Origin of the sequence: Micromonospora sp. M51, from assembly GCF_018070305.1 — a bacterium.
In the GTDB taxonomy this organism is placed as follows: Bacteria; Actinomycetota; Actinomycetes; order Mycobacteriales; family Micromonosporaceae; genus Micromonospora; species Micromonospora parva.
Genome location: NZ_JAGPXZ010000016.1, coordinates 1 through 21,481 on the forward strand (window position 1 = coordinate 1; position 21,481 = coordinate 21,481).

Here is a 21,481-nt window from a genome sequence, read left to right on the forward strand (position 1 = left end):
GTTTGCGTCATCCCATCGACGAAATCTGACGCAAACTTCTTGATCAAACAGGACAAGAGGTGGGGTTAGGGGGTTTGGGGCCAGGTGGGGGTTCGGCCGGTCTGGGTCAGGAGGTGGGCCAGGTCCGAGGCGGGTGTCTCGGTGGGGGTGGCGGGCGGGACCGGGTCGGCGAAGACGCCCATCTTGCGGGCGGTGGGGCCCAACTGCTCCACCAGCGCGTGCAGCTCGGCCACCGCCTCCGGGGCCGGGTGGTACGGCTGGCCGGTGGCGACAGCGAGGTCCCAGCCGTGCACGATCAGGTCCAGCAGAGCCATGCCGCCGACGACGGACTGCGGCATGCCCATGCCCGGTGACACACCCTCCAGTGTGGATGGCTTCGACCAGGCGGCGATCAGCCGGCCGGTCTCGACCTCGAAGCGGTCGCGCCAGCCGTCGGCCAGGTGGTCGGGCTTCTCGGCCCACTCCACCTGCCGCTTCTCGGCCAGGTCCTGAAAGTTGATCACCACCTGGAAGAGGTGGTTGAGCAGATCACGGACCAGATAGTCCTGGCAGGGCGTGGGCAGGTCGAGCTGGTCGTCGGAGATGCCGCGTACCACGCCGATGGTTGCCGGAGCGCCAGCGGCCAGCAGATCGCTAGTCTGAGTGGACATAGGGCCAGCGTATGAGGGTGGTCTTGAACAAATGCGACAGCGACCGCGTGGCGACAGCCGGGGAATCCTGGACCCCGGGCGGCTGCTGCGCGAGGTGCGCTTCCGTCGGCACCTGCCGACGGAGTCGCTGCGCCAGTGGGTCGAGCACTACTGGTTGATCGACTGGTCGTTGAGCACACCGTTCGAACAGCGGATCGTGCCACACCCGGCGGTGAACGTGGTGTTCCGACGTGACGACGGCGACGGCGACAACCACGCACACGGGCCCGAGGCCGGCGAGGTGGCCGGTGTGGGCCGCGACCTGTTCCGGATCACGCTCAGCGGCACCGGCCGGGTGTCCGGGGTGCAGTTCCGCCCGGGCGGGTTCCACCCGTTCTGGCGTCGCCCGATCAGTGAGCTGACCGGCCGTCGGGTGCCGCTGCCCGCCGGCCGGCTGACCCACCCGGATTTCCCGATGTTCGCGCCCTCGGGGCCAGCCCTCTCGACAGCCAACGACGATGAGCGCTGCCGGGCACTGGACACCCTCCTCACCGGCTGGCAGCCCGAGCCGGACCCGATGGCCGAGGAGGCCGTCCGGCTGGCCGAGGCGATCCGCACCGATCGGACCGTGCTGCGCGTCGACGACCTCGCCGCCCGGCACGACGTTCCGGTCCGCCGGTTGCAACGGCTCTTCATGGAGTACGTGGGGGTCGGGCCGAAGTGGGTGATCCGCCGCTACCGGCTCCAGGAGGCGGTCGAACAGGCCGCCGGCGCTCCGCTGAGCTGGGCTGACCTCGCCGCCGACCTCGGCTACAGCGACCAGGCCCACCTGGTCCGCGACTTCACCGCAGTGGCCGGGGTGTCCCCCGCCGCGTACGCCCGCTCGGTGCGCTGAGGAAACCGGACGTCAGCGGCGACGCAGAACGACCACGGCGACGTCGTCCTGGATCTCCGGCGGGGCCAGTTCCACCAGCAGTCGGGCGCAGAACTGGTCCAGGTCACCGTCGACGGTCGCGGCGACCCCGGCCAGCGCGGCCAGCCCCTCGTCGATGGTGGCGTCCCGTCGTTCGATCAGCCCGTCGGTGTAGAAGACCAGCGTGGCCCCGGCCGGCAGCACGAACTCCAGGTCGGCCGGGCGGGGGGCACGAACGCCGAGCAGCGGCGCCGAGTGCTGCACGAACTCGACCTTGCCGTCCATCACCATCAGCGGCGGAAGGTGCCCGGCGCTGGCCAGCCGGACCCGCCCGGTCGGCGGGTGCAGCAGCAGTACGCAGAGCGTCGCCAGCTCGTTCGGCAGCAGTGTCCGCATCAGCTCGTTGACCCGGTGCAGGATCTCGCCGGGCTGGTGGCCCTCGACCGCGTACGCCCGCACCGCGTGCCGCAGCTCGGCCATGACCGTCGCCGCGTGCAGCGAGTGGCCGGCGACGTCCCCGATCGCCAGCAGCAGGTGCCCGTCGAGCATCACCAGCTCGTAGAAGTCGCCACCCACCTCGGTCTGCGCGCTGGCCGGCTCGTAGCGCACCGCGAGGTCCAGCCCGGCCACGGTGGGCAGCCCACGCGGGAGCAGGCTGCGTTGGAGGGTGACGGCGATCCGGTGCTCCTCGTCGAACGAACGCTGCGCCTCCACGGCCGCCGCCACCGCCTGAGCCAACTGCTTGAGCACCGGGGTCCGCGCGGTCTGGGTGGCGGTCGGGAACACCAAGTACAGCGGGGCACGGTCCTCGCGCAGTCGGGCGGCGGCGATCGTCACCGTGTCGTCCGCCGGCCAGTCGACAAGCCCCCAGTTCGCGGGGGCCTCCACCCGGACCGTGGCGCCGGTCGGCACCCCGGTGTCGTCGACGACCCACGGCACCACGGCGGCCACCGCGCCGGGGCCGGCGCAGACGCCCGCGAGGCAGTCACCGTCGAAGGTCTCGGCGATCACCGCCGCCGGGCTCTTGAAGATCTGGGCGGCGCCCTCGGCGGCGGCCTCCAGCAGGCGCGCGAAGGTCGGCGCGGCGTGCACGGCGACGGTCGTGTCGGCCAACCCGAGCAACCGCTCGGCGAGCAGTTCGGCCCGCTGCCGGGCCTGGTAGTAACGCAGCACCGCCCGGGTGGTGGCGATCAGCTCCTCGGGCTCGATCGGCTCGGTCAGGTACGCGTCAGCGCCCCGGGTCAGCCCCTGGGCGCGGTCGGCCACGTCCACGGCGTGCGCCGACACGTGGATCACGGGCATCGCCGGGTGCCGCGCCTTGATCTGTTCGCAGACCTCGTAGCCGCTCAGGTCGGGCAACCGGACGTCGAGAACCACCAGGTCGATCCGGTCCACCTCGACCCGGGCCAACGCCTCGGCGCCGTTCTCGGCCTCCAGCACCGTGAACCCGGCCCGGGTCAGCCAGCTGACCAGCAGGTAACGCTTGGTACGACTGTCGTCGACCACCAGGATGGTTGTCGGCCCGCCGTCCATGTCGTCACGCCCCGCCGGTGGGCAGGGAGACGGTGAACGTGCTGCCCTCGCCCGGCGCGCTGGTCAGTTCCAGCGTCCCGCCCAGCAGCGTCACCAGCCGCCGGGCGTACGGCAGGCCGAGGCCGGTGCCGCCGACCCGGGTGGCTCCGGGCACCTGGTAGAACTCCTCGAAGATCCGGTCGTGCAGCTCGGGAGCGATGCCCGGCCCGGTGTCGGTGACCTCGAACTGCCAGCGGTCGCCGTGTTGGCTGGCCCGCAGCCGCACCTCGCCGCGTTCGGTGAACTTCAACCCGTTGTGCAGCAGGTTGCGCAGCACCTGGCCGAGCAGCACCTCGTCGGTGCGCAGCACTGCCGGCCCGCGCGGCTCCTCCACCACCAGCTCCACGTTCGGACGGGTGGCCAGGGCGCGCAGGGTGCCGCGCAGTTGACCGAAGACCGGGCGCAGGTCGACCTCGACCACGTCCGGCTCGATCCGGCCGGATTCCGCCTTGGCCAGGTCGAGGAGTTCGTTGACCAGGTTGAGCAGATCGGCCGCCGACGAGCGGATCAGCTCGACCTGGCGGCCCTGCTCGTCGGTGAGCGGGTCGGAGGCGGAGTCGGTGAGCAGCCGCCCCAGGCCGATGATCGCGGTGACCGGGGCGCGCAGCTCGTGGCTCACGTTGGCCAGGAACCGGCTCTTCGACTCACTCGCCGCGCGGAGCTGGGCCGACTTCTCGTCCAGCTCGGCGTAGAGGGCGACGACGCCGCGGTTGGTCTCCTCCAGCTCCTCGGTGAGCTGGTTGTAGAGCGCCAGCACACCACGGTTGGTCTCGGCCAGTTCCTCGTTCAGCACCGCCAACTCGTCGCGCTGACTGCGCACCTCGTCGAGTGCGGCGATGAGCTGACCGTTCTGGGTGGTGAGCTCGTCCAGCGCGCTGGCCGGCGCGGTGCGGCCGAGTTCGGTGCGGAACTCGGCGAGCCGCTCCGGGGTCGGCGTCGGCGCGCTGGCCGGGACTCGTCGGGACATCCTCACGACCGTAACCCCCTCGACGGTCGACACGCTCAGTGTGTCAACCAGTCGGGACACCGCGCCGGACTGCGGCTGGTAGCGGCCGTCCGGCAACGGGGACATCGGGGCCAGGTCGGCGCGCAGGTGGAACCGGCCGTCGGCACCCGCGTCGACGTGGAAGGAGACGTCCGCTCCCGCTGTCGTCCGCAGCAGGTCCCGGGCGACCTCGCTCAGTGCGGTGGCGATCCGGACCTGGTCCTGGTGTTCCAGGCCGACCACCATGGCCACCTCGCGGCCCCGCTGGCGGATCACGAAGATGTCCTGCTCGACCCGCAGCGCCATCTGCAGCAGCGGCAGCGCGGCCGATCCCTCGGTCATGCCCACGACCTCGCTACCAGTACGCAGGCGTCGTCGCGGCGCACCCCGGCGTCCCGTAGCAGGGTCGCCGCCATGACCAGTGGGGATCTCTCCGCCAGGCCCGGGTAGTCGGACATCCGCCACCGGTCGACCACCCCGTCGCTGTGCATCACCAGCCGGGCACCGGGGCCGAACGGGTAGTCGTACTCCCGGATGGCCGGTCGTTGGTGGCCGGCGATGCCGGGCAGCGACACCAGCCCCCGGCGCTGGCCGCCTCCCTCGACGATCACGCCGGAGATGTTGCCCAGGCCGGCGTAGTGCAGCACACCGGCCGTCGGCACCCGCTCCGCGACCGCGAGGGCCGCGCCGCGGGTGTGCGACATGCTGCGGTGCAGGTGCCCGACCACCACCGCCGGCGGGCCGGCGGGGGCGTCGCGGAACGCGGCCAGCGCCGCCTCGGTGGCGGCACCGGCCAGCGGGCCGTGCCCCAGCCCGTCGCTGACCAGCACCTGGTGCCGCCCGTCGGCGACCCGGACGGCGTAGCCGTCGCCGCTGACCGTCTCGCCGGTCAGCGGTCGGGTCAGAGCACCGGCCCAGGACGGCCGGGCCGCCTCGGCCGGCCAGACCTGCACGGCGAGGACGGTCCCCCGGCCGGACAGCGAGTATCCGTCGAACCAGCTGGCCTGCCGGACGATGGCACCCAGACCGATGCCGAGGGTGCCGGTGGTGGAGTGCCCGTCCCGCGACGAGACGGTCAGGTCGGCCATGCCGGGCCCGGAGTCGATGGCCACCAACTCCACCCCGGCCTGCCCGGCGCGGCGTACCGGCCGCAGCAGCAGGACACCCTCGTCGGCGTGCTTGACCAGGTTGCTGGTCAGCTCGGCCGCGACGATGGCCAGGTCGGCGATGCGCGCCGCACCTATCTCCACCTGCGCGCCGAGGCGCTCGGCGGCGCGTCGGACGGCGCTCGCCGCGCTGCTGGCCTCCACCCGGAACCAGATGCCACTGTCGGTGACCGCGTCGGCGTTCACCTGGACCACTTGGTGACCGTGATCCGCGTGCCGGTTTCCGCTGACGTCTCGATCTGGAACTCGTCGACCAGGCGGCGCGACCCGCTGAGCCCGAGGCCGAGGCCGCCGCCGCTGGTGTAGCCGTCGGTCATGGCCAGGTCGAGGTCGGCGATGCCCGGCCCGGAGTCGGCGAACACGATCTGCACACCTTTGCGTCGGCCGTTGTCCACGACCGTCACCTCGACCGAACCGCCGCCGCCGTACACCAGGGTGTTGCGGGCCAGTTCGCTCGCCGCGGTGACCAGCTTGGTCTGGTCGACGAGGGACAACTTGCTGGCCACCGCCACGGCGCGGACCAGTTGCCGAACGCGCACCACGTCCTCATCGCTGCGAACCGACTGCGCCTGTGGCTGGCCCAGGTCGATGCCCGCGGTCACGGCGTGGCCGTCTCGGCGTCCGGTTCGTCGTCGAGCTGGTAGTCGAGCTCTTCGGCGTGGGCCGCCGCGATCAGCTCCATGCCGCGTTCGACGTTCAGCGCGGTACGGATGCCGTTCAGCGACAGCCCCAGTTCGACAAGGGTGATGGCGACGGCGGGGCGCATCCCGACCACCACCGTCTCCGCGTCGAGCACCTTGGAGATCGACGCGATGGTGGAGAGCATCCGCCCGACGAAGGAGTCGACGATGTCCAGCGCGGTGATGTCGATGATGACGCCGTGGCAGCCGGTGGCGACGATCCGCTCGGCGAGGTCCTCCTGGAGCTGCACCGCCGTCTGGTCGGACATGTCGAGCTGGATGGAAACCAGCAGGATGTCCCCGATCTTGAGGATCGGCACCCGTTCCATCAGGCGTCCCTGCGTGGCTGCCGGCGGGCGGTTTCCACCCCGTTGAGCCGCAGCACGTGGCGCAGCGCGTCGGCGAGGCTCGCCTTGGTGGCGATGTCCCCGAACTCGATGCCGAGCGCCACGATGGTCTGCGCGATCTGCGGGCGGATGCCGGAGATGATGCAATCGGCGCCCATCAGCCGTGCGGCCACCACGGTCTTCAGGATGTGCTGGGCGACCTGGGTGTCCACCGCCGGCACGCCGGTGATGTCGATGATCGCGTACGGCGAGCTGGTGTCGACCAGGGTCTGCAGCAGCCGCTCCATGACGACCTGGGCGCGGGCCGAGTCCAGGGTGCCGACCAGCGGCACGGCGACAACGCCCTCCCAGAGCTTGACCACCGGCGTGGAGAGTTCGAGCAGCTGCTCGGCCTGGTCGGCGATCAGGCTCTCCCGGGTACGGACGAAGCTCTCGAAGGTGAACAGGCCCATCTCGTCGACAAGCTTCGAGAAGGCGACGTAGTCCGGTAGCGCGGTCGGGCCGCCGGCCTCCTGCACCAGCTCGGCCAGCACGTCCTTGAGCGCGAAGATGCTGATCGTGGTCTCGCTGGCGGAGAAGCCCTGCCGGGCCCGACCCCGGGACAGCTCGGAGAGCGCGGCGCGCAGTTCGGCGGCGCTGTCGGCGGACAGGTCGATGATGCCCTGGTCGCCGGTGGCGACGATGGCACGGTGCAGGTCCTGGACCTGCCGGCGCAGCTCGGCCTGGCTCAGCCGGCCCCGCAACGAACTGGTGACAATCTCGGTCCACCGAGTCGTGACCCGTTCGTCCTGCTCGCTCAGCAGCGCGGCGAGCCGACCACTTTCTTCGGTGCTCAACGCCATTTCGAACCCCCTTGACCTGGACCGGGCGGACTCTATCACCGGGGCCTGACCAACTACTTGCCCCGTAGCAACGGAATGACGATGACCACCGGATCACGGCTCCCGTTCTACCTCCGAGGGTGGTCGTGGGATACCGTTCCCCCGATAACAGGAGGTCTGGCGAATGTCGTTGACGGTGCACACGGAACAACGCGGCGACGTGGTCGTCGTGGCGGTCGCTGGCGAGCTGGACATGGCCACCGCACCGCAGCTGCAGGACCAGATCACCGATCTGCTCGACAAGGGCCGCAACCGGCTGGTGTTCGACCTGGCGGACGTCTCGTTCTGCGACTCGACCGGTCTGTCGGTCTTCGTCCGGGCGAAGAACAGCTGCGACGAGGCTGGCGGCGTGGTCCGGCTGGCCGCCCCGCAGCGGGGTGTGCTGCGCATCCTTGAGGTGAGCGGCCTGGTCGAGGTGCTGCACACCTACCCGACGGTGGATGAGGCAGTCGCCGGCGAACCGACGCCGGCGTCCTCCTGACCGCTGCGGCTCGTCACTCGTCCTCGACGTAACGGGGACGAGCGATCGCCATGCCTGCCGCCGTCTGCACGGCGAGGGCGCCCAGCAGGAACCCGATCGGCGCGGTCCAACCACCGGTGGCCTCGTAGAGGATGCCGACCATCAGCGGGCCGAGGGCGGCGATCACGTAGCCGGTGCTCTGCGCGAACGCGGAGAGCGCGACGGTGCCCTCGGCGGTGCGGGCGCGCAGGCCGATGGCGCTGAGGATCATCGGGAACGCGCCCTGACCGATCGCCAGCAGGGCGACCCAGAGCAGCGCGGCACCGTGCGGTGCGAGCGCCAACCCCAGGTAGGCCAGCGTCGACGCGGTGGTCAGCCCGAGCACCAGCGGACGCAGGCTGCCCAACCGGCCGGCCAGGGTGGGCATCAGCAGCGCGATCGGCACGCCGAGCGCGGTCACCCCGGCGAGCAGCAGCCCGGCCGACTCCGGCTGGTAACCGGCGTCGCGGAACAGTTGGGCCAGCCAGCCCATGATCGCGTACCCGCTGAGCGACTGCGCCCCGAAGTAGACGGCCATCGCCCAGCCGAGCCGGGTCCGCGCCGGCCGGACCCGGGTGGGTGCGGCGACGGCCGCCGTCGGGGTCGCCCGCCGCGCCGCGGCGCGGGTCCGCAGCGCCAGCGGCACCCACGGGAGTACGGCCACCGCGGCCATCGCGGCCCAGACGCCGAGCCCGGCCCGCCACGACCCGAAGGCGTGCGCGATCGGCACCGCGGAGGCGGCGGCCACCGTGGTGCCCACCGTCAACGCCATCGTGTACGCCCCGGTGACCAGGCCGGTGCGGTGCGGGAAGTGCTGCTTGACGAGCATCGGCAGCAGGATGTTGGCGACCGCGATGCCGGACAGCGCCAGCGCGCTGGTGAGCACGAAGATCAAGGCCGAGTCGGTGGCGACCCGGAGCACCTGGCCGACGGCGAGGGCGAGCATGGCCACCACCAGCACCCGGGCCGGTGCCACCCGGCGGACCAGCCACGGGGTGAGCGCGCCGAGGCCGGCGAACGCGATGGTGGGCAGGGTGGTGACCAGGCCGGCGGTGGCGCCGGAGAGGCCCAGCCCGTCGCGGACCTCGTCGAGCAGCGCGCCGAGGCTCGTCACCACAGCCCGCAGGTTGAGCGCTACCAGCAGCATCCCGACCAGCACCAGCGCGCCACCGGTCGCCGGGTGCGTGCGCCGGCCGGCGCCGGGGTCCCGGCTCGGGCGGGGGTCGGCGGTGGCGGGGGCGGGCAGCGCCGGAGCGGCGGTTGGTGGCGGGGTCATGACCGCTAACCTACAATCATGGGATGAATTTGGGACCGGTGATGTAACCAGTGCCACCGTCTGTGGAATTCCCCTCCGCGGCGCCCGCGCCGCCCCGCGACCAGCCGCCCGTGCCGCCCCGCGGCCATCGGGTCCGGCAGACCACCGAGCAACTCCGCGCGCGGATCCTCGGCGGCGAGTGGCCCGTCGGCGCGCGCATTCCCACCGAGCCACAACTGGTCGCCGCGCTGGGTGTCGGGCGCAACACGGTCCGCGAGGCGGTCCGCGCCCTGGTGCACGCCGGGGTGCTCGAATGCCGGCAGGGCTCCGGCACCTACGTGGTGTCCACCGACGAACTGGCACCCGTGGTCGCCCGCCGTCTCGGCGGCGACCGGATGACCGAGGTCGTCGAGGTACGCCGCGCCTTCGAGGTGGAGGCCGCCCGGCTCGCCCAGGAACTGGTCACCAGCAGCGCCATCGAACAGGGCGATCTGGTCCGCGCCGAGCAGGGGCTGACCAGCGCCTACCGTGCCGCCCGGGAAGCCGGCGAGGCGGCGTCGATGCTGAGCCACGGCCTGGCCCTGGAACGAATCCTGGAGCAGCGCAACGACCGGGTCGCCCGACACGCGCTGCTTGAGGAACTCGTCGAGGTCGCCGAGAAGACCGGCGTCCCGGAGGCGCTCGTGCGCGCCCGCATCGCGCTGATCGGGGCGGCCCGTGACGTGGGCCGCCTCGACGAGGCCTTCACCCACATCGAGCTCGCCGAGCAGGAGATCACCAGCACCGCGTTCGTCCGTGGCAGCGAGCACATTCGCCTGTACGCGGTGCACATCTCGGTGCTGAGCGACGCCGGCGGCGGGGCCGAGGTGATCCGGATCGTCGAGCGGATGATGGCGATGGCGCTGGAGCTGGACAGCCCCGCCATCACCGGTCGCGCGCACTGGGTGGCGAGCATCGCGATGGCCCGGATGGGCGAGGTCGAGCGGTCGCTGGAGCACCTGCGCTCGGCACGGGAGATGCTGGCCAACCCCACCACCTCGCTGCGGGACTGGGCGCGGTTCGCCGCCGCGGCGGTGTCCGCGCTGATGGACGCCGAAGCCGACCTGTCGGAGATCACCGCGCACATGGTCGCCGCCCGCGCCGCCATGTCCGCCGCCGATCTCGCCACCTCACCGTCCGCCGCCGCCAGCCTGGAGGTCCGGTACGCGGTGGCTGTCGGCGAGCCGGAGCGGGCGCTGGAGATCGCCAGCACCGTCGACGAGGCCGACCTGTCGGCCATCGAGCGGGTGCGTTTCGTCCTGGCCGTCGGCCGGGCCCAGCGCCGCTGCGGGCGGTCCGAGGAAGCCGCCGGCTCGTTGCGCCGGGCGGCTCAGCTCGCCGAGGCGGCTTCGGCGTACCGGCGGGCGGTCCAGATCTGGCGTGAGGTGGATGACGCCCCGGCGTCCTGAGCCGGGTCCGTGAACAAGCGGTGGGCACATGAAGAAGCCCTCCAGCACCGTCAGGTGATGGAGGGCGCGAAGCCGGCCGCGGCTCCCTCGCTGCCGCGACCGGCTGATCGAGCGTCGTCGTTCACCAGGGCCAGTCGGCCGACGCCGGGGCCGCGAGCTCCGGCGCGTCGGCGACCGCGACGACGCCGGTCTGAGACGTGTCGGTAGCGGCCTCGTCGGTGGCCTCCGAGCCGGCGAGCGCGATCGCGGCGAACGCGATCGCCGGCATCACCAGGCGGCGAACGAGGCGGGAGTCGTCAGTGGCGGCGGCTGCGGTGTGCTTCGTCATGCCTCTATGTCTAGTGGCTCGCGTCGCGCCGGTGGAGTCTGGTTCGAATTTTTTGGAGCCAGGCTGATCGGGGGTGGCGTAAGGCAGCCGGCTGCCCTTAAAATCGCGCGCCGCCCCGCCTGCGGCTGGGCTGCTCTTTCAAGAGTTCGATATGGCGTTGCCCGCCCCGTCACCCGATGGCTGAGATTGCTTCGGCGAGAGCACGGCAATGTGATCGGTAACCTGCCGCATCATTTCCGCCGCGCCGCTTCCCGAACCATCGATCGGTATTCGGAGGCAATTCATGTCCCTATCAGGAAAAGTCCGCCGGGTGGTCACCGCGACCGTACTGATGACTGCCGCCGCGGTCTCCGTCGCCGCGCCCGCGCTCGCCCGCCCGTCCGCCACCACGTCCGTGCTGCCCCTGGCGTGGCAGGTGGCCTATGACGGTGCCACGGCGAGCGGCACCCAGACCGTCCAGCAGGACCCGCTGGGCGTCGGCCAGAAGCGTACGGTCAAGGGCATCATCACGACCGGCACCGCCACCGGCTGCTTCCACGTGCAGATCCAGCACGGCGGCACCACCTGGGAGTCGCCGGCGACGTGCGCCGGCGAGAGCCCGCAGTCGTTCGTCACGACCTTCCAGACCTTCCTGATCGGTCGGCCCTCCGCCACCGCCCGGCTGTGCGCGGGCACCGCCTGCGGCGCTTCGACGACGCTCTGGTGACCAGTGCCGGGTGCGCCGCCGCGGCCCGCCGGTCGAGGTCGGGTGTGGGCGGCACCGACAAGCGGTAATCACGAGGACCTCCGGTCGAGGTGGACCTGCCACCTGCGACGGAGGTCCTCGTCGTCGTGCGGGACGACCGACCGCCAACGGCGGCCCTCGTCCGATCCAGTCATCGGGTATGACTCACTCTCCTGTAGCGCATGACTCTGATGGAGTCACCACAAGTTGGCTGTGTACTTCCTGAAAGCTGCTCTGACCGGGCACGATGCGGCTGGGACTTCCGCCGGACGGTATTGACCGGCATGACGAAAGTCATTACTCTGATGACTGCCTGGTGATGACAAGCCAAGCGGAGCCAGACGATATTCGGGGGTATCAGGTGAACGAGCGCGAACTACAGGCCTTCGTCGCGGTGGCCGAGCACGGACGGATGGACATGGCGGCCCGGGCCCTGGGCTACTCGCAGCCCGCAGTGAGTTACCAGATCAAGTGCCTGGAGATGACCCTCGGCACGAAGCTGTTCGTCCGTACTTCCGCCGGCGTCACGCTGACCCGCTCCGGCGCGTTGATGCTGCCGTCCGTCCAGGCCGTCCTCACGCTCATGCGCGGCATCAAGGCCACAACCGCCGATCTGGCGCTCGCCGGTTGACGTTCCCTCCCGAACCCCGGGGCCTCGGACCTGCCGAGAACCCGGGGTTCGTTCGCGTCCACGTACTCCTCGCCGTCCGTGGCAACCACCGAGGTCGCGCGGCTGATCGGCTTAGGATGACGGCATGGGCGCTGAGGTCGACGTCGTCATCATCGGCGGCGGCCTGGCCGGCCTCGCCGCCGCCCGCCGACTGCGCCGCGCCGGCGTGCCCTGGCGGCTGGTGGAGGCCAGCGGCCGACTCGGCGGCCGAGTCGCCACCGACGTGATCGACGGTCACCTCATCGACCGGGGTTTCCAGGTGCTCAACACCGCCTACCCCCGGCTCGGCACGCTGCTCGACACCGGCCAGCTCAACCTCGGCTACTTCACCTCCGGTGTGCTGGTCCGCAAGGGCGACAACCTGCTGCGGCTGGTCAACCCAGTGCGCGAACCGACAGGCGGGCCCGGCACCGCGCTCGCCGGGGTCGGCTCGCTGCTCGACCGGCTGCGCTTCGCCGCGCTCGCCACCGGCTGCGCCACCCTGCCCACGTCCCGGCTGCTCGCCGCGCCGGAGACCAGCACCGAGACGGCGTTACGCCGCGCCGGCCTCTCCGACGCCTTCATCGAGGAACTGCTGCGACCGTTCCTCTCCGGTGTCTTCATCGACCGGGAGCTGTCCACCTCCAGCCGCGTACTGGCGATGGTGCTGCGCTCCTTCGCCCGCGGCCGGATCGGCCTGCCCGCCGAAGGGATGGCCGCGCTGCCACTGGCCATCGCCGCGCCGCTACCCGCCGACCTGCTCGACCTGGACACCCCCGTCGCGGAGGTCGCTCCGGGCCGGGTCCGCACCCAGGCCGGCGACATCCGCTGCCGGGCCGTCGTGGTCGCCGTCGACCCACCCGCCGCGTCCGCGCTGCTGCCGACCCTGGCGACGGTACGCATGCACAGCTACACCACCTACTACCACAGCGCGCCCGAGCCGCCCCTCACCGAGCCGATCCTGCTCGTCGACGGCGGCCGGCGCGAACTCGTCGCCAACACCGTGGTGCTCAGCAACGCCGCCCCCACATACGCGCCGACCGGACGACACCTGATCGCCACCTCGGTGGTCGGCCCGACGGCCAGCATCGCTTCCCGGACGCCCTGCTCGGCGTTGGTCTCCACGTGTACGCAGCGCATCCCGAACGTCCGCTGATAGAAGTCGATCGCGGCGTCCAGGTCGGCCACGGCTATCCCGACGTGGTCAATCTTGCGAAGCCCGATGTCTGTGACGTAGTCCGCACCGGGCTCGACGGGGGAGTTCTCTGCCATGGCGCTAGTCTGGCCGAACAATCGTTAAGGCGTACAGCTCGGCACCCCCCTCGGAGGCAGGCATGGCTTCGGTGATCGTCAGCGGCGCGCGGACCCCGATGGGCCGGCTGCTGGGCAACCTCAAGGACCTTCCCGCCACCAAGCTCGGCGGGATCGCCATCAAGGCGGCGCTGGAGCGGGCCGGCGTCAGCCCGGACCAGGTCCAGTACGTGATCATGGGGCAGGTGTTGCAGGCCGGCGCCGGTCAGATCCCGGCCCGGCAGGCGGCGGTCGAGGCCGGCGTACCGATGTCGGTGCCGGCGCTGACCATCAACAAGGTCTGCCTCTCCGGCCTGGACGCGATCGCCCTGGCCGACCAGCTGATCCGGGCCGGCGAGTTCGACATCGTGGTGGCCGGCGGCATGGAGTCGATGACCAACGCCCCGCACCTGCTGATGGGCCAGCGCACCGGCTACAAGTACGGCGACGTGGTGGTCAAGGACCACATGGCGCACGACGGGCTCAGCGACGCCTGGGACTGCTGCTCGATGGGCGAGTCGACCGAGCGGCTCGGCGTCAAGCACGGCATCTCCCGCACGGAGCAGGACGCCTTCGCCGCCGCCAGCCACCAGCGGGCCGCCGCCGCGCAGAAGAACGGCCACTTCGCCGACGAGATCACCCCGGTGGTCATCCCGCAGCGCAAGGGTGACCCGCTGGTGATCAGCGAGGACGAGGGCATCCGCCCGGACACCACCGTCGAGTCGCTGGCCAAGCTGCGCCCCGCCTTCGCGAAGGACGGCACCATCACCGCGGGCAGCTCGTCGCCGATCTCCGACGGCGCCGCCGCGGTGCTCGTCATGAGCAAGGCCAAGGCGAAGGAGCTGGGGCTGACCTGGCTGGCCGAGATCGGCGCGCACGGCAACGTGGCGGGCCCGGACAACTCCCTGCACTCGCAGCCGTCCAACGCGATCAACCACGCCCTGAAGAAGGGCGGCCTGAGCGTCGCGGACCTGGACCTCATCGAGATCAACGAGGCGTTCGCCCAGGTCGGCATCCAGTCCACCCGGGACCTCGGGATCAGCCCGGACAAGGTGAACGTCAACGGTGGCGCGATCGCGCTCGGCCACCCGATCGGCATGTCCGGCGCGCGTCTCGTCCTCACCCTCGCCCTGGAGCTGAAGCGGCGCGGCGGTGGCACCGGCGCGGCGGCGCTCTGCGGCGGCGGTGGGCAGGGCGACGCGCTGATCATCCACGTGCCGGGCCAGTGAGCGCGAGGAGTGAGCCGGTTTTGCGAGCCCCGCAGTCGCGAACGAAGGTGGTGCGGTGAGCGAGGCCGAGCCCGTCCCGGCGGCGGGCAGCACGTCGGTGCGCCGTAGTCGGGACGTACCGCTGCTGGTCGAGCGGGCCCGCGCGGGTGACCCCCGCGCGGTGGCCCGCCTGCTCACCCTGGTGGAGAACGGCGACGAGCTGCTTCCGGCGATCGCCGCGGCGCTGGCGCCGTACGCGGGGCAGGCGCAGGTGGTCGGGCTGACCGGTTCACCCGGGGTGGGCAAGTCGACCACCACGAACGAGCTGGTCCGGGCGCTGCGGGCGCAGGGGCACCGGGTCGGTGTGCTGGCGGTCGACCCGTCCAGCCCGTTCACCGGTGGGGCGATCCTCGGTGACCGGGAGCGGATGCAGGACCACGCCACCGATCCGGGCGTCTACATCCGGTCGATGTCCAGTCGGGGACACCTCGGCGGGTTGGCAGCGGCGACGCCGCAGGCGGTCCGGGTGCTGGAGGGCGCCGGCTGCGACGTGGTGCTGGTGGAGACCGTCGGCGTCGGGCAGGCCGAGGTGGAGGTCGCCTCGCTGGCCGACACGACGCTGGTGCTGCTCGCACCGGGGATGGGTGACGCGATCCAGGCGGTCAAGGCCGGCATCCTGGAGATCGCCGACGTGTTCGTGGTCAACAAGGCGGACCGGGACGGCGTCGACGCCACCGTCCGGGACATCCAGGGCATGATCGCTCTCGGTGAGCGCGGCCCGGGGCAGTGGCGGCCGCAGGTGGTCCGGTCGGTCGCCGCGCGCGGCGAGGGCATCGACGACATCGCCGCCGCCATCGACAAGCACCGGGGCTGGCTGGTCGAGCACGGCGAGCTGCGCCGCCGCCAGGAGGCGCGGGCCGCCGCCGAGATCGAGGCGATCGCGCTCGGCACCCTCCGCGCCCGGATCGGGTCCCTTCGCGACGGTACGCAGTTGTCCACTCTCGCCGCCCGGGTGGCCGAGGGCGCGACCGACCCGTACACGGCGGCGGACGAGTTGCTCGCCCAGCTCGCCCGCTGACCGGCAGGCGCGCCGGCACCGAGCGCCCGGACGCGAAGCTGGCTCCGGTTTTAGTAGGCTCGCGGCGCGTGGCCGGCGGTCGGCCGCCGCGCGGCGGGCTGACGAGACGGTCGGTCCCCATCGCACCGGGACCAGGGGAGATGTGATCATGACGGACGCGGTGGAGAACGCCCGTGCGGTGTCGCCCGCGACGGGCGCGGCCCGGGGTGCCACGTCGGTTTCCGACGAGGTCGTGGAGAAGATCGCCGGTGCGGCCGCTCGTACCGTGCCCGGTGTCGCCGATCTCGGTGGTGACGTGTCCCGGTTCTTCAACAGCGTGTTGGACAAGGTCGGCCTGGACCAGGTGGGCGACGCTCGGCGGGGCGTGTCGGCCGACGTGAAGGGCGGCTCCGTCGTCATCAACGTGGTCCTGGTGATCGACGCCGGGCACGTCGTGACCGACGTGACCGAGGCGGTGCGGGCCGCGGTGATCGAGGCGGTGGAGAAGTACGGCCTCACTGTCACCCAGGTCAACGTCACTGTGGACGACATCGAGCTGAACCAGCCCGGGGCGACTGCCGGGGCCTGAGGCGTACCTGCCCGGCGCCCGGTGACGGCTGGTGGGCCGTCCGTTGACCATCCACCGGGGACAGCCCGGGGCCGCACCGTCGCAGTAGGCTCGCACCGCCCACCGTCGTCGGAGGGCAGGACGTGCCCCCAGACGCGGTGGTGCGAGGAGCAGGGAGCGACTGTGGACCTGGAAGCAACGCAGAAGCTGACCAGGGCGTCGGTGCCGGCCGGTGGCACGACCCAGGTCGCGGACGAGGTGATCGAGAAGATCGCCGTCGCGGCTGCCCGCGCGGTGCCCGGCGTGGCCGACCTGGGCGGGGACGTCGCCCGGTTCTTCAACGCGGTTCTCGACCGGGTCGGGCTGGACCAGGTGGGTGACGCCCGGCGGGGTTGCTCGGCCCATGTGACAGGGGACGCCGCCGTGGTCAACCTGGTGTTGGTGATCGAGGCAGGTCGGCCGGTGCCGGAGATCACCGGTCAGGTACGCGCCCAGGTGACCGAGGCGGTCGAGGCGTACGGGCTGCGGGTGGACGAGGTCAACATCCGGGTCGACGACGTGGCGATGGGCGGGTCCGTGGGGTCGCCGACGGTCTGAGTCGGGTTGCGGCCGTCCCGTGCGGCGGGGTGTTACTTGCCGGTACGACACGACTTAGCGATCGTTCAGGTGGGGGCCTTACACTCGACGTGCAGTCGAGGACCCGAGGAGGAGCCCTGCTCATGGACGCCGACGAGATCGACGCCGGCCGGGCGCGCTGGCAGGCCCGGTACGACGCCGCGCGCAAGCGGGACGCGGACTTCACCACGCTCTCCGGGATGCCGGTGGAGCCCGTCTACGGGCCACCCGAGGGCAGCGCGTACCCGGGCTTCGAACGGATCGGCTGGCCGGGCGAGTACCCGTACACCAGGGGTCTGTATCCGACCGGCTACCGCGGGCGGACCTGGACGATCCGGCAGTTCGCCGGCTTCGGCAACGCCCAGCAGACCAACGAGCGTTACAAGATGATCCTGGGCGCCGGTGGCGGCGGCCTGTCGGTCGCGTTCGACATGCCGACGCTGATGGGCCGCGACTCGGACGACCCGCAGGCGCTCGGCGAGGTCGGCCACTGCGGCGTGGCCATCGACACCGCCACCGACATGCAGGCACTCTTCGACGGCATCGACCTGTCCGGCGTCACCACCTCGATGACCATCTCCGGCCCGGCCGTGCCGGTGTTCTGCATGTACCTGGTCGCCGCCGAGCGGCAGGGCGCCGACCTGTCCAAGCTGGACGGCACCCTGCAGACGGACATCTTCAAGGAGTACATCGCGCAGAAGGAGTGGCTCTTCGACCCGGAGCCGCACCTGCGCCTGATCGGCGACCTGATGGAGTACTGCGCCCGGGAGATCCCGCGCTACAAGCCGCTGTCGGTCTCCGGCTACCACATCCGCGAGGCCGGCTCGACCGCCGCGCAGGAGTTGGCGTACACCCTGGCGGACGGCTTCGGCTACGTCGAGCTGGGTCTGTCGCGCGGGCTGGACGTGAACGTCTTCGCCCCGGGGCTGAGCTTCTTCTTCGACTCGCACCTCGACTTCTTCGAGGAGATCGCCAAGTTCCGGGCCGCCCGCCGGATCTGGGCCCGCTGGCTGCGTGACGTGTACGGCGCGACCAGTGAGAAGGCCCTGTGGCTGCGGTTCCACACGCAGACCGCCGGGGTGTCGCTGACCGCCCAGCAGCCGGTCAACAACGTGGTACGCACCGCCGTCGAGGCGCTCGCGGCGGTGCTCGGCGGCACGAACTCGCTGCACACCAACGCGCTGGACGAGACCCTGGCGCTGCCCACCGACGAGTCCGCCGAGATCGCCCTGCGTACCCAGCAGGTGCTGATGGAGGAGACCGGTGTGGTCAACGTGGCCGACCCGCTCGGCGGCTCCTGGTACGTCGAGGCGCTGACCGACAAGATCGAGGCCGAGGCGGAGGAGATCTTCGCCCGGATCCGGCAGCTCGGCGGGGACGGGCCGCACCAGATCGGTCCGATGACCTCGGGCATCCTGCGCGGCATCGAGGACGGCTGGTTCACCGGGCACATCGCCGAGTCGGCCTTCGTCTACCAGCAGGCCCTCGAAAAGGGCGACAAGAAGATCGTCGGGGTCAACTGCCACACCGGCACCGTCGCCAAGGAGTTGGAGATCCTGCGCATCTCGCACGAGGTGGAGCTGGAGCAGCGTCGGGTGCTCGCCGAGCGCAAGAGCGCGCGGGACGAGTCGGCGGTCCGCGCGGCGGTGACCCGCATGATCGAGGCGAGCCGTACCGACGAGAACATGATCCCCGCCATGCTCGACGCGGTCCGCGCCGAGGCGACGTTGGGCGAGATCTGCGACGCCCTGCGCGCCGAGTGGGGCACCTACCGAGAGCCAGCACGCTTCTAACCCTCCCTCCCTCCCTCACCCGCGTCGATCTTGCGGTTTCGGTGCCGTCATAAGGCGTGAATGTGGCGTATCGGCGACAGAATGTGCAAGATCGCGGGGGTGAGGGCGGGGGTGCGGGTGGGGGCGTGAGAGTTGCAACGTCGGGGTTGCGGGTGAGCTGAGATCGGGGGCTCACGTGCGAGACTAGGTAACCATGAGCGACCCACGGATCACCTCGTCGATCTTCACCCGCGGCGCGGTCGACCTCAGCACGCTGCGTGGCCCCGCACCAGCAGGTACCCGCCCCGGCACGCCCCCTCAGGGCGGCCCGTCCAACGGCACACCCGGTGCGCCCTCCGCTGGCGGTGACACCGCCATCGTGGACGTCACCGAGGCGACCATCCAGTCCGACGTGCTCGAACGCTCGATGGCCACGCCCGTCGTCGTGTTCTTCGGCGCGGCCGGCTTCCCGGAGAGCGACGAGTTCGCCCCGGTCCTGGAGCGGCTGAACGCCGAGGGTGGCGGCGCCTGGGTGCTGGCCCGGGTCGACGTGCAGGAAAACCCCCGAATCGCCCAGATGTTCCGGGTGCAGGGCATTCCCATGGTCTACGCGGTCGTCGGTGGTCAGCCGGTCGACGCCTTCTCCGGAGTGGTGCCCGAGCCGCAGTTGCGGCAGTGGATCCAGGCCGTGCTCAAGGCCGGCGGCGTGACAGTCGCCGAGCCGGAGGACCCGCGCCTCGACGAGGCCGACGACGCGTTGATGAGCGGCGATCTGGACGCCGCCGAGCAGGCGTACCGCAAGATCCTCGCCGACGCCCCGGCGGACGCCGCCGCCACCGCGGGACTGGCCCAGGTCGGGGTGGCCCGGCGGGTGGCCGGCGCCGACCCGTCCGCCGCGCTGGCCGCCGCCGAGAGCGCCCCCGACGATGTCGCCGCCCAACTGCTGGCCGCCGACATCGAGGTGCTCAGCGGCCTGGCCGAGCAGGCGTACGCGCGGCTCGTCGCCCTGGTCCGGCGCACCGCCGGTGAGGATCGTGAGACGGCCCGTCAGCACCTGGTCTCGCTCTTCTCGATCGCCGGCCCGGACGATCCGGCGGTCGCCTCGGCGCGTCGGGCCCTCGCCAGCGCCCTGTTCTGAGTTCGTAGCACGCCAGCGCGGGCCGGCGTTCCGGCCGGCCCGCCCGACCACCGAGGACGGGAGCTCATGATGCGCCGGATCGCCGTCCTCGACGCGCCGACAAATCTCGGTCTACGGCCGCCGACGCCCACGTCGGTCCCGGGTTGCGCCAAGGCGCCCGGGGCGCTGCGCGACCACGACCTGCTGGCCCGGCTCCGGGCCCGCGACGCCGGCTGCGTCACCCCCGCCCGGTACGACCCGGGTGACTGGCGACCCGGCGACGGGGTGTGTCACGCCCGCGAGATCGCCGACTACTCGCTGGCCCTTGCCGAACGCATCGGCTCGATCATCGACCGGGGCGAGTTCCCGGTGGTGCTGGGCGGCGACTGCTCCGTGCTGCTCGGCTCGGCCCTGGCCATGCACCGCCTCGGTGAGGCCGTCGGCGGGCGGATCGGGCTGGTCTTCGTCGACGGGCACTCCGACTTCCGGCACCCCGGCAACGCTTCCTACGTCGGTGCCGCCGCCGGTGAGGACCTGGCCCTGGTCACTGGGCGGGGGCAGGCGGACCTGGCCGCGCTGGAGGGTCGTCGGCCCTACTTCCGCGACATCGACGTGGTGGTGCTCGGCATCCGCGCCCAGGACGAGTACCGGCTCGACCTCCAGGCCGCCGGGATCACCACCCGACCGGTGCCGGCACTGCGGGCCGAAGGCGCCGCCCGGACGGCCCAGTGGGCGCACGAGCAGCTCGCCGACTGCGCGGGCTACTGGGTGCACATCGACGTGGACGTGCTCGACCCGGCGGTGATGCCCGCCGTGGACGCCCCCGACCCGGGTGGGATCGCCTTCGCCGAACTGGAGATCCTGCTCGCCGGCCTGGTCGACACCCCGCACTGCCTCGGCGTGGAGCTGACCGTCTTCGACCCGGACTACGACCCGGACGGCTCGTACGCGGCCGAGATCGTCAACACCGTCGTCGCCGGTCTGGCGCCGGTGACCGCCCCGGAAGCTGTGCCGCCCCGACTGCTGTCGGCCCGGCCGACGCCCAGCCCTCGGCGCACCAGCGACCAGGTGGAGCGGGTTGGCGGCATGGAGCGGCGGGACGGTGCCGAGCGGCTTGGCGGCGTGGCGCGGCTGGATGATGCCAAGCGGCTTGATGGCGTGGCGCGGCTGGATGGTGACGGACGGTCCGGTGCAGCGGGGCGGCTGGACGGTGCTGCGCGGCTGGACGGGCTTGACGCCGTGGATCTTGCCGGCGGCGATGGCCCCGGTGGGGGACTGGCTGATGCCGACCGCGACGGCGCTGTCGATTCGGCGCAACCGGGCCTGCTCGGGCACCCGAAGGCCGAGCCGTCGGGAGTAGTGCCGGCGATGATCCCGGCTGCGGTCGAGCGCGAGCCGGTCGGCCCGCCCGCATCGGCGGGTCCGGGCCTGCTCCGGCGACCCGCTCAGCCCGCCGAGGACGCTCCGCGTCCGAGCTCAGCTACCGAGAACAGCGCAGATCTGCACAAAGCCGATACTGCTTGACCCGAACGCGGGTCGTGGGCGGATGATCGACTCGGGTTTCTTGAAGTTGGGGCATCCGGCCGCGCCGGATAGCGCGCTTTCCTGAAACCCGAGTGGATCAAGGCTGGCGGGCCCGCCCGAAGGCGCGGTGTCCGGGCGCTTCGCCGCCCCGGGGCTTGGTCGGCTCTGCGCCGCGCCCGCAGGCGTGGTCGGCCTTGCGTCGCGCCCCGGGGCGTGGCGGTCCGGGTCAGCTGGTGGGCAGGGCGCGGAGGAAG

At 71.8% G+C, this 21,481-nt stretch carries 20 protein-coding genes and 3 pseudogenes; 13 read left to right on the plus strand and 10 right to left on the minus strand.

Annotated elements, in window-relative coordinates:
- Positions 1-65: 65 nt before the first annotated feature.
- On the minus strand, positions 66-650 hold the full coding sequence (locus KBX53_RS02000) for a TIGR03086 family metal-binding protein (protein ID WP_210857622.1): 585 nt from the start codon (positions 648-650) through the stop codon (positions 66-68).
- 31 nt (positions 651-681) lie between these two features.
- Here KBX53_RS02000 and KBX53_RS02005 point away from each other — a divergent pair, with 31 nt between their 5' ends.
- On the plus strand, positions 682-1,524 hold the full coding sequence (locus KBX53_RS02005) for an AraC family transcriptional regulator (protein WP_210857623.1): 843 nt from the start codon (positions 682-684) through the stop codon (positions 1,522-1,524).
- A gap of 12 nt (positions 1,525-1,536) precedes the next feature.
- On the opposite strand, the gene KBX53_RS02010 is transcribed toward KBX53_RS02005, so the two are convergent.
- Genes KBX53_RS02010 through KBX53_RS02035 form a run of 6 tightly spaced genes read right to left on the minus strand, consistent with a single transcriptional unit; the run spans position 1,537 to position 7,134 of the window.
- On the minus strand, positions 1,537-3,075 hold the full coding sequence (locus tag KBX53_RS02010) for a SpoIIE family protein phosphatase (RefSeq protein ID WP_210857624.1): 1,539 nt from the start codon (positions 3,073-3,075) through the stop codon (positions 1,537-1,539).
- Between the two features lie 4 nt (positions 3,076-3,079).
- Positions 3,080-4,441 carry a sensor histidine kinase gene (locus KBX53_RS02015; RefSeq protein WP_030332374.1) on the minus strand — a complete coding sequence of 454 codons (1,362 nt, stop codon included), beginning with the start codon at positions 4,439-4,441 and terminating at the stop codon, positions 3,080-3,082.
- Positions 4,438-5,451, minus strand: coding sequence for a SpoIIE family protein phosphatase (locus KBX53_RS02020; protein ID WP_210857630.1), 1,014 nt, complete (start codon positions 5,449-5,451; stop codon positions 4,438-4,440). The genes KBX53_RS02015 and KBX53_RS02020 overlap by 4 nt, the downstream gene beginning before the upstream one ends.
- Positions 5,448-5,867: an anti-sigma regulatory factor gene (locus KBX53_RS02025; RefSeq protein ID WP_030332370.1), complete on the minus strand. Its 420-nt coding sequence runs from the start codon at positions 5,865-5,867 to the stop codon at positions 5,448-5,450. Before KBX53_RS02025 ends, KBX53_RS02020 begins: the two co-directional genes overlap by 4 nt.
- Positions 5,864-6,274 (minus strand): STAS domain-containing protein, encoded by a 411-nt coding sequence (locus tag KBX53_RS02030; protein ID WP_030332368.1) that lies wholly within the window; start codon positions 6,272-6,274, stop codon positions 5,864-5,866. Before KBX53_RS02030 ends, KBX53_RS02025 begins: the two co-directional genes overlap by 4 nt.
- A complete protein-coding gene (locus tag KBX53_RS02035) occupies positions 6,274-7,134 on the minus strand; it encodes an STAS domain-containing protein (RefSeq protein ID WP_030332366.1) in 861 nt (286 codons plus the stop codon). Before KBX53_RS02035 ends, KBX53_RS02030 begins: the two co-directional genes overlap by 1 nt.
- A gap of 163 nt (positions 7,135-7,297) precedes the next feature.
- Between KBX53_RS02035 and KBX53_RS02040 the strand changes: the two genes are divergently transcribed.
- Positions 7,298-7,654 carry an STAS domain-containing protein gene (locus KBX53_RS02040; RefSeq protein ID WP_030332365.1) on the plus strand — a complete coding sequence of 119 codons (357 nt, stop codon included), beginning with the start codon at positions 7,298-7,300 and terminating at the stop codon, positions 7,652-7,654.
- Positions 7,655-7,667: 13 nt separating this feature from the next.
- Here KBX53_RS02040 and KBX53_RS02045 read toward each other — a convergent pair whose 3' ends face one another.
- Positions 7,668-8,819, minus strand: coding sequence for an MFS transporter (locus tag KBX53_RS02045; protein ID WP_247674981.1), 1,152 nt, complete (start codon positions 8,817-8,819; stop codon positions 7,668-7,670).
- Between the two features lie 239 nt (positions 8,820-9,058).
- Here KBX53_RS02045 and KBX53_RS02050 point away from each other — a divergent pair.
- Positions 9,059-9,379 (plus strand): annotated as a pseudogene (locus KBX53_RS02050) (FadR/GntR family transcriptional regulator); the annotation flags it as partial.
- 1,117 nt (positions 9,380-10,496) lie between these two features.
- Here the strand turns inward: KBX53_RS02050 and KBX53_RS02055 are convergent.
- Entirely contained in the window at positions 10,497-10,703 is a 207-nt protein-coding gene (locus KBX53_RS02055) for a hypothetical protein (protein ID WP_030330373.1), read from the minus strand.
- Between the two features lie 310 nt (positions 10,704-11,013).
- Between KBX53_RS02055 and KBX53_RS02060 the strand changes: the two genes are divergently transcribed.
- The 3 genes and pseudogenes from KBX53_RS02060 to KBX53_RS02070 all read left to right on the plus strand — a co-directional run.
- The gene (locus KBX53_RS02060) at positions 11,014-11,409 is read left to right on the plus strand and encodes a hypothetical protein (RefSeq protein ID WP_210857625.1); all 396 of its coding nucleotides are present in this window, start codon (positions 11,014-11,016) and stop codon (positions 11,407-11,409) included.
- 379 nt (positions 11,410-11,788) lie between these two features.
- Positions 11,789-12,058 (plus strand): LysR family transcriptional regulator, encoded by a 270-nt coding sequence (locus tag KBX53_RS02065; protein ID WP_030330371.1) that lies wholly within the window; start codon positions 11,789-11,791, stop codon positions 12,056-12,058.
- 124 nt (positions 12,059-12,182) lie between these two features.
- Positions 12,183-13,154 (plus strand): annotated as a pseudogene (locus KBX53_RS02070) (FAD-dependent oxidoreductase); the annotation flags it as partial.
- Here KBX53_RS02070 and KBX53_RS02075 read toward each other — a convergent pair.
- Positions 13,145-13,348 (minus strand): annotated as a pseudogene (locus KBX53_RS02075) (VOC family protein); the annotation flags it as partial. The pseudogenes KBX53_RS02070 and KBX53_RS02075 sit on opposite strands and share 10 nt — an antisense overlap.
- A gap of 62 nt (positions 13,349-13,410) precedes the next feature.
- Here KBX53_RS02075 and KBX53_RS02080 point away from each other — a divergent pair.
- The 7 genes from KBX53_RS02080 (at position 13,411) to KBX53_RS02110 (ending at position 21,227) form a co-directional block, all read left to right on the plus strand.
- The gene (locus KBX53_RS02080; protein ID WP_030333237.1) at positions 13,411-14,595 is read left to right on the plus strand and encodes an acetyl-CoA C-acetyltransferase; all 1,185 of its coding nucleotides are present in this window, start codon (positions 13,411-13,413) and stop codon (positions 14,593-14,595) included.
- A gap of 55 nt (positions 14,596-14,650) precedes the next feature.
- Complete coding sequence (gene meaB, locus KBX53_RS02085; RefSeq protein ID WP_210857626.1) at positions 14,651-15,652, plus strand: methylmalonyl Co-A mutase-associated GTPase MeaB; 1,002 nt, start codon at positions 14,651-14,653, stop codon at positions 15,650-15,652.
- 148 nt (positions 15,653-15,800) lie between these two features.
- Positions 15,801-16,220, plus strand: coding sequence for an Asp23/Gls24 family envelope stress response protein (locus KBX53_RS02090; RefSeq protein ID WP_210857627.1), 420 nt, complete (start codon positions 15,801-15,803; stop codon positions 16,218-16,220).
- Positions 16,221-16,382: 162 nt separating this feature from the next.
- On the plus strand, positions 16,383-16,796 hold the full coding sequence (locus KBX53_RS02095; protein ID WP_030333243.1) for an Asp23/Gls24 family envelope stress response protein: 414 nt from the start codon (positions 16,383-16,385) through the stop codon (positions 16,794-16,796).
- Between the two features lie 122 nt (positions 16,797-16,918).
- Positions 16,919-18,607, plus strand: a complete 1,689-nt coding sequence (locus KBX53_RS02100; RefSeq protein ID WP_030333245.1) for a methylmalonyl-CoA mutase — start codon at positions 16,919-16,921, stop codon at positions 18,605-18,607.
- A 193-nt stretch (positions 18,608-18,800) separates the two neighbouring features.
- Complete coding sequence (locus tag KBX53_RS02105) at positions 18,801-19,724, plus strand: tetratricopeptide repeat protein (protein ID WP_210857628.1); 924 nt, start codon at positions 18,801-18,803, stop codon at positions 19,722-19,724.
- Between the two features lie 66 nt (positions 19,725-19,790).
- Entirely contained in the window at positions 19,791-21,227 is a 1,437-nt protein-coding gene (locus KBX53_RS02110) for an arginase family protein (protein WP_210857629.1), read from the plus strand.
- The last annotated feature ends 254 nt before the right edge of the window (positions 21,228-21,481 follow it).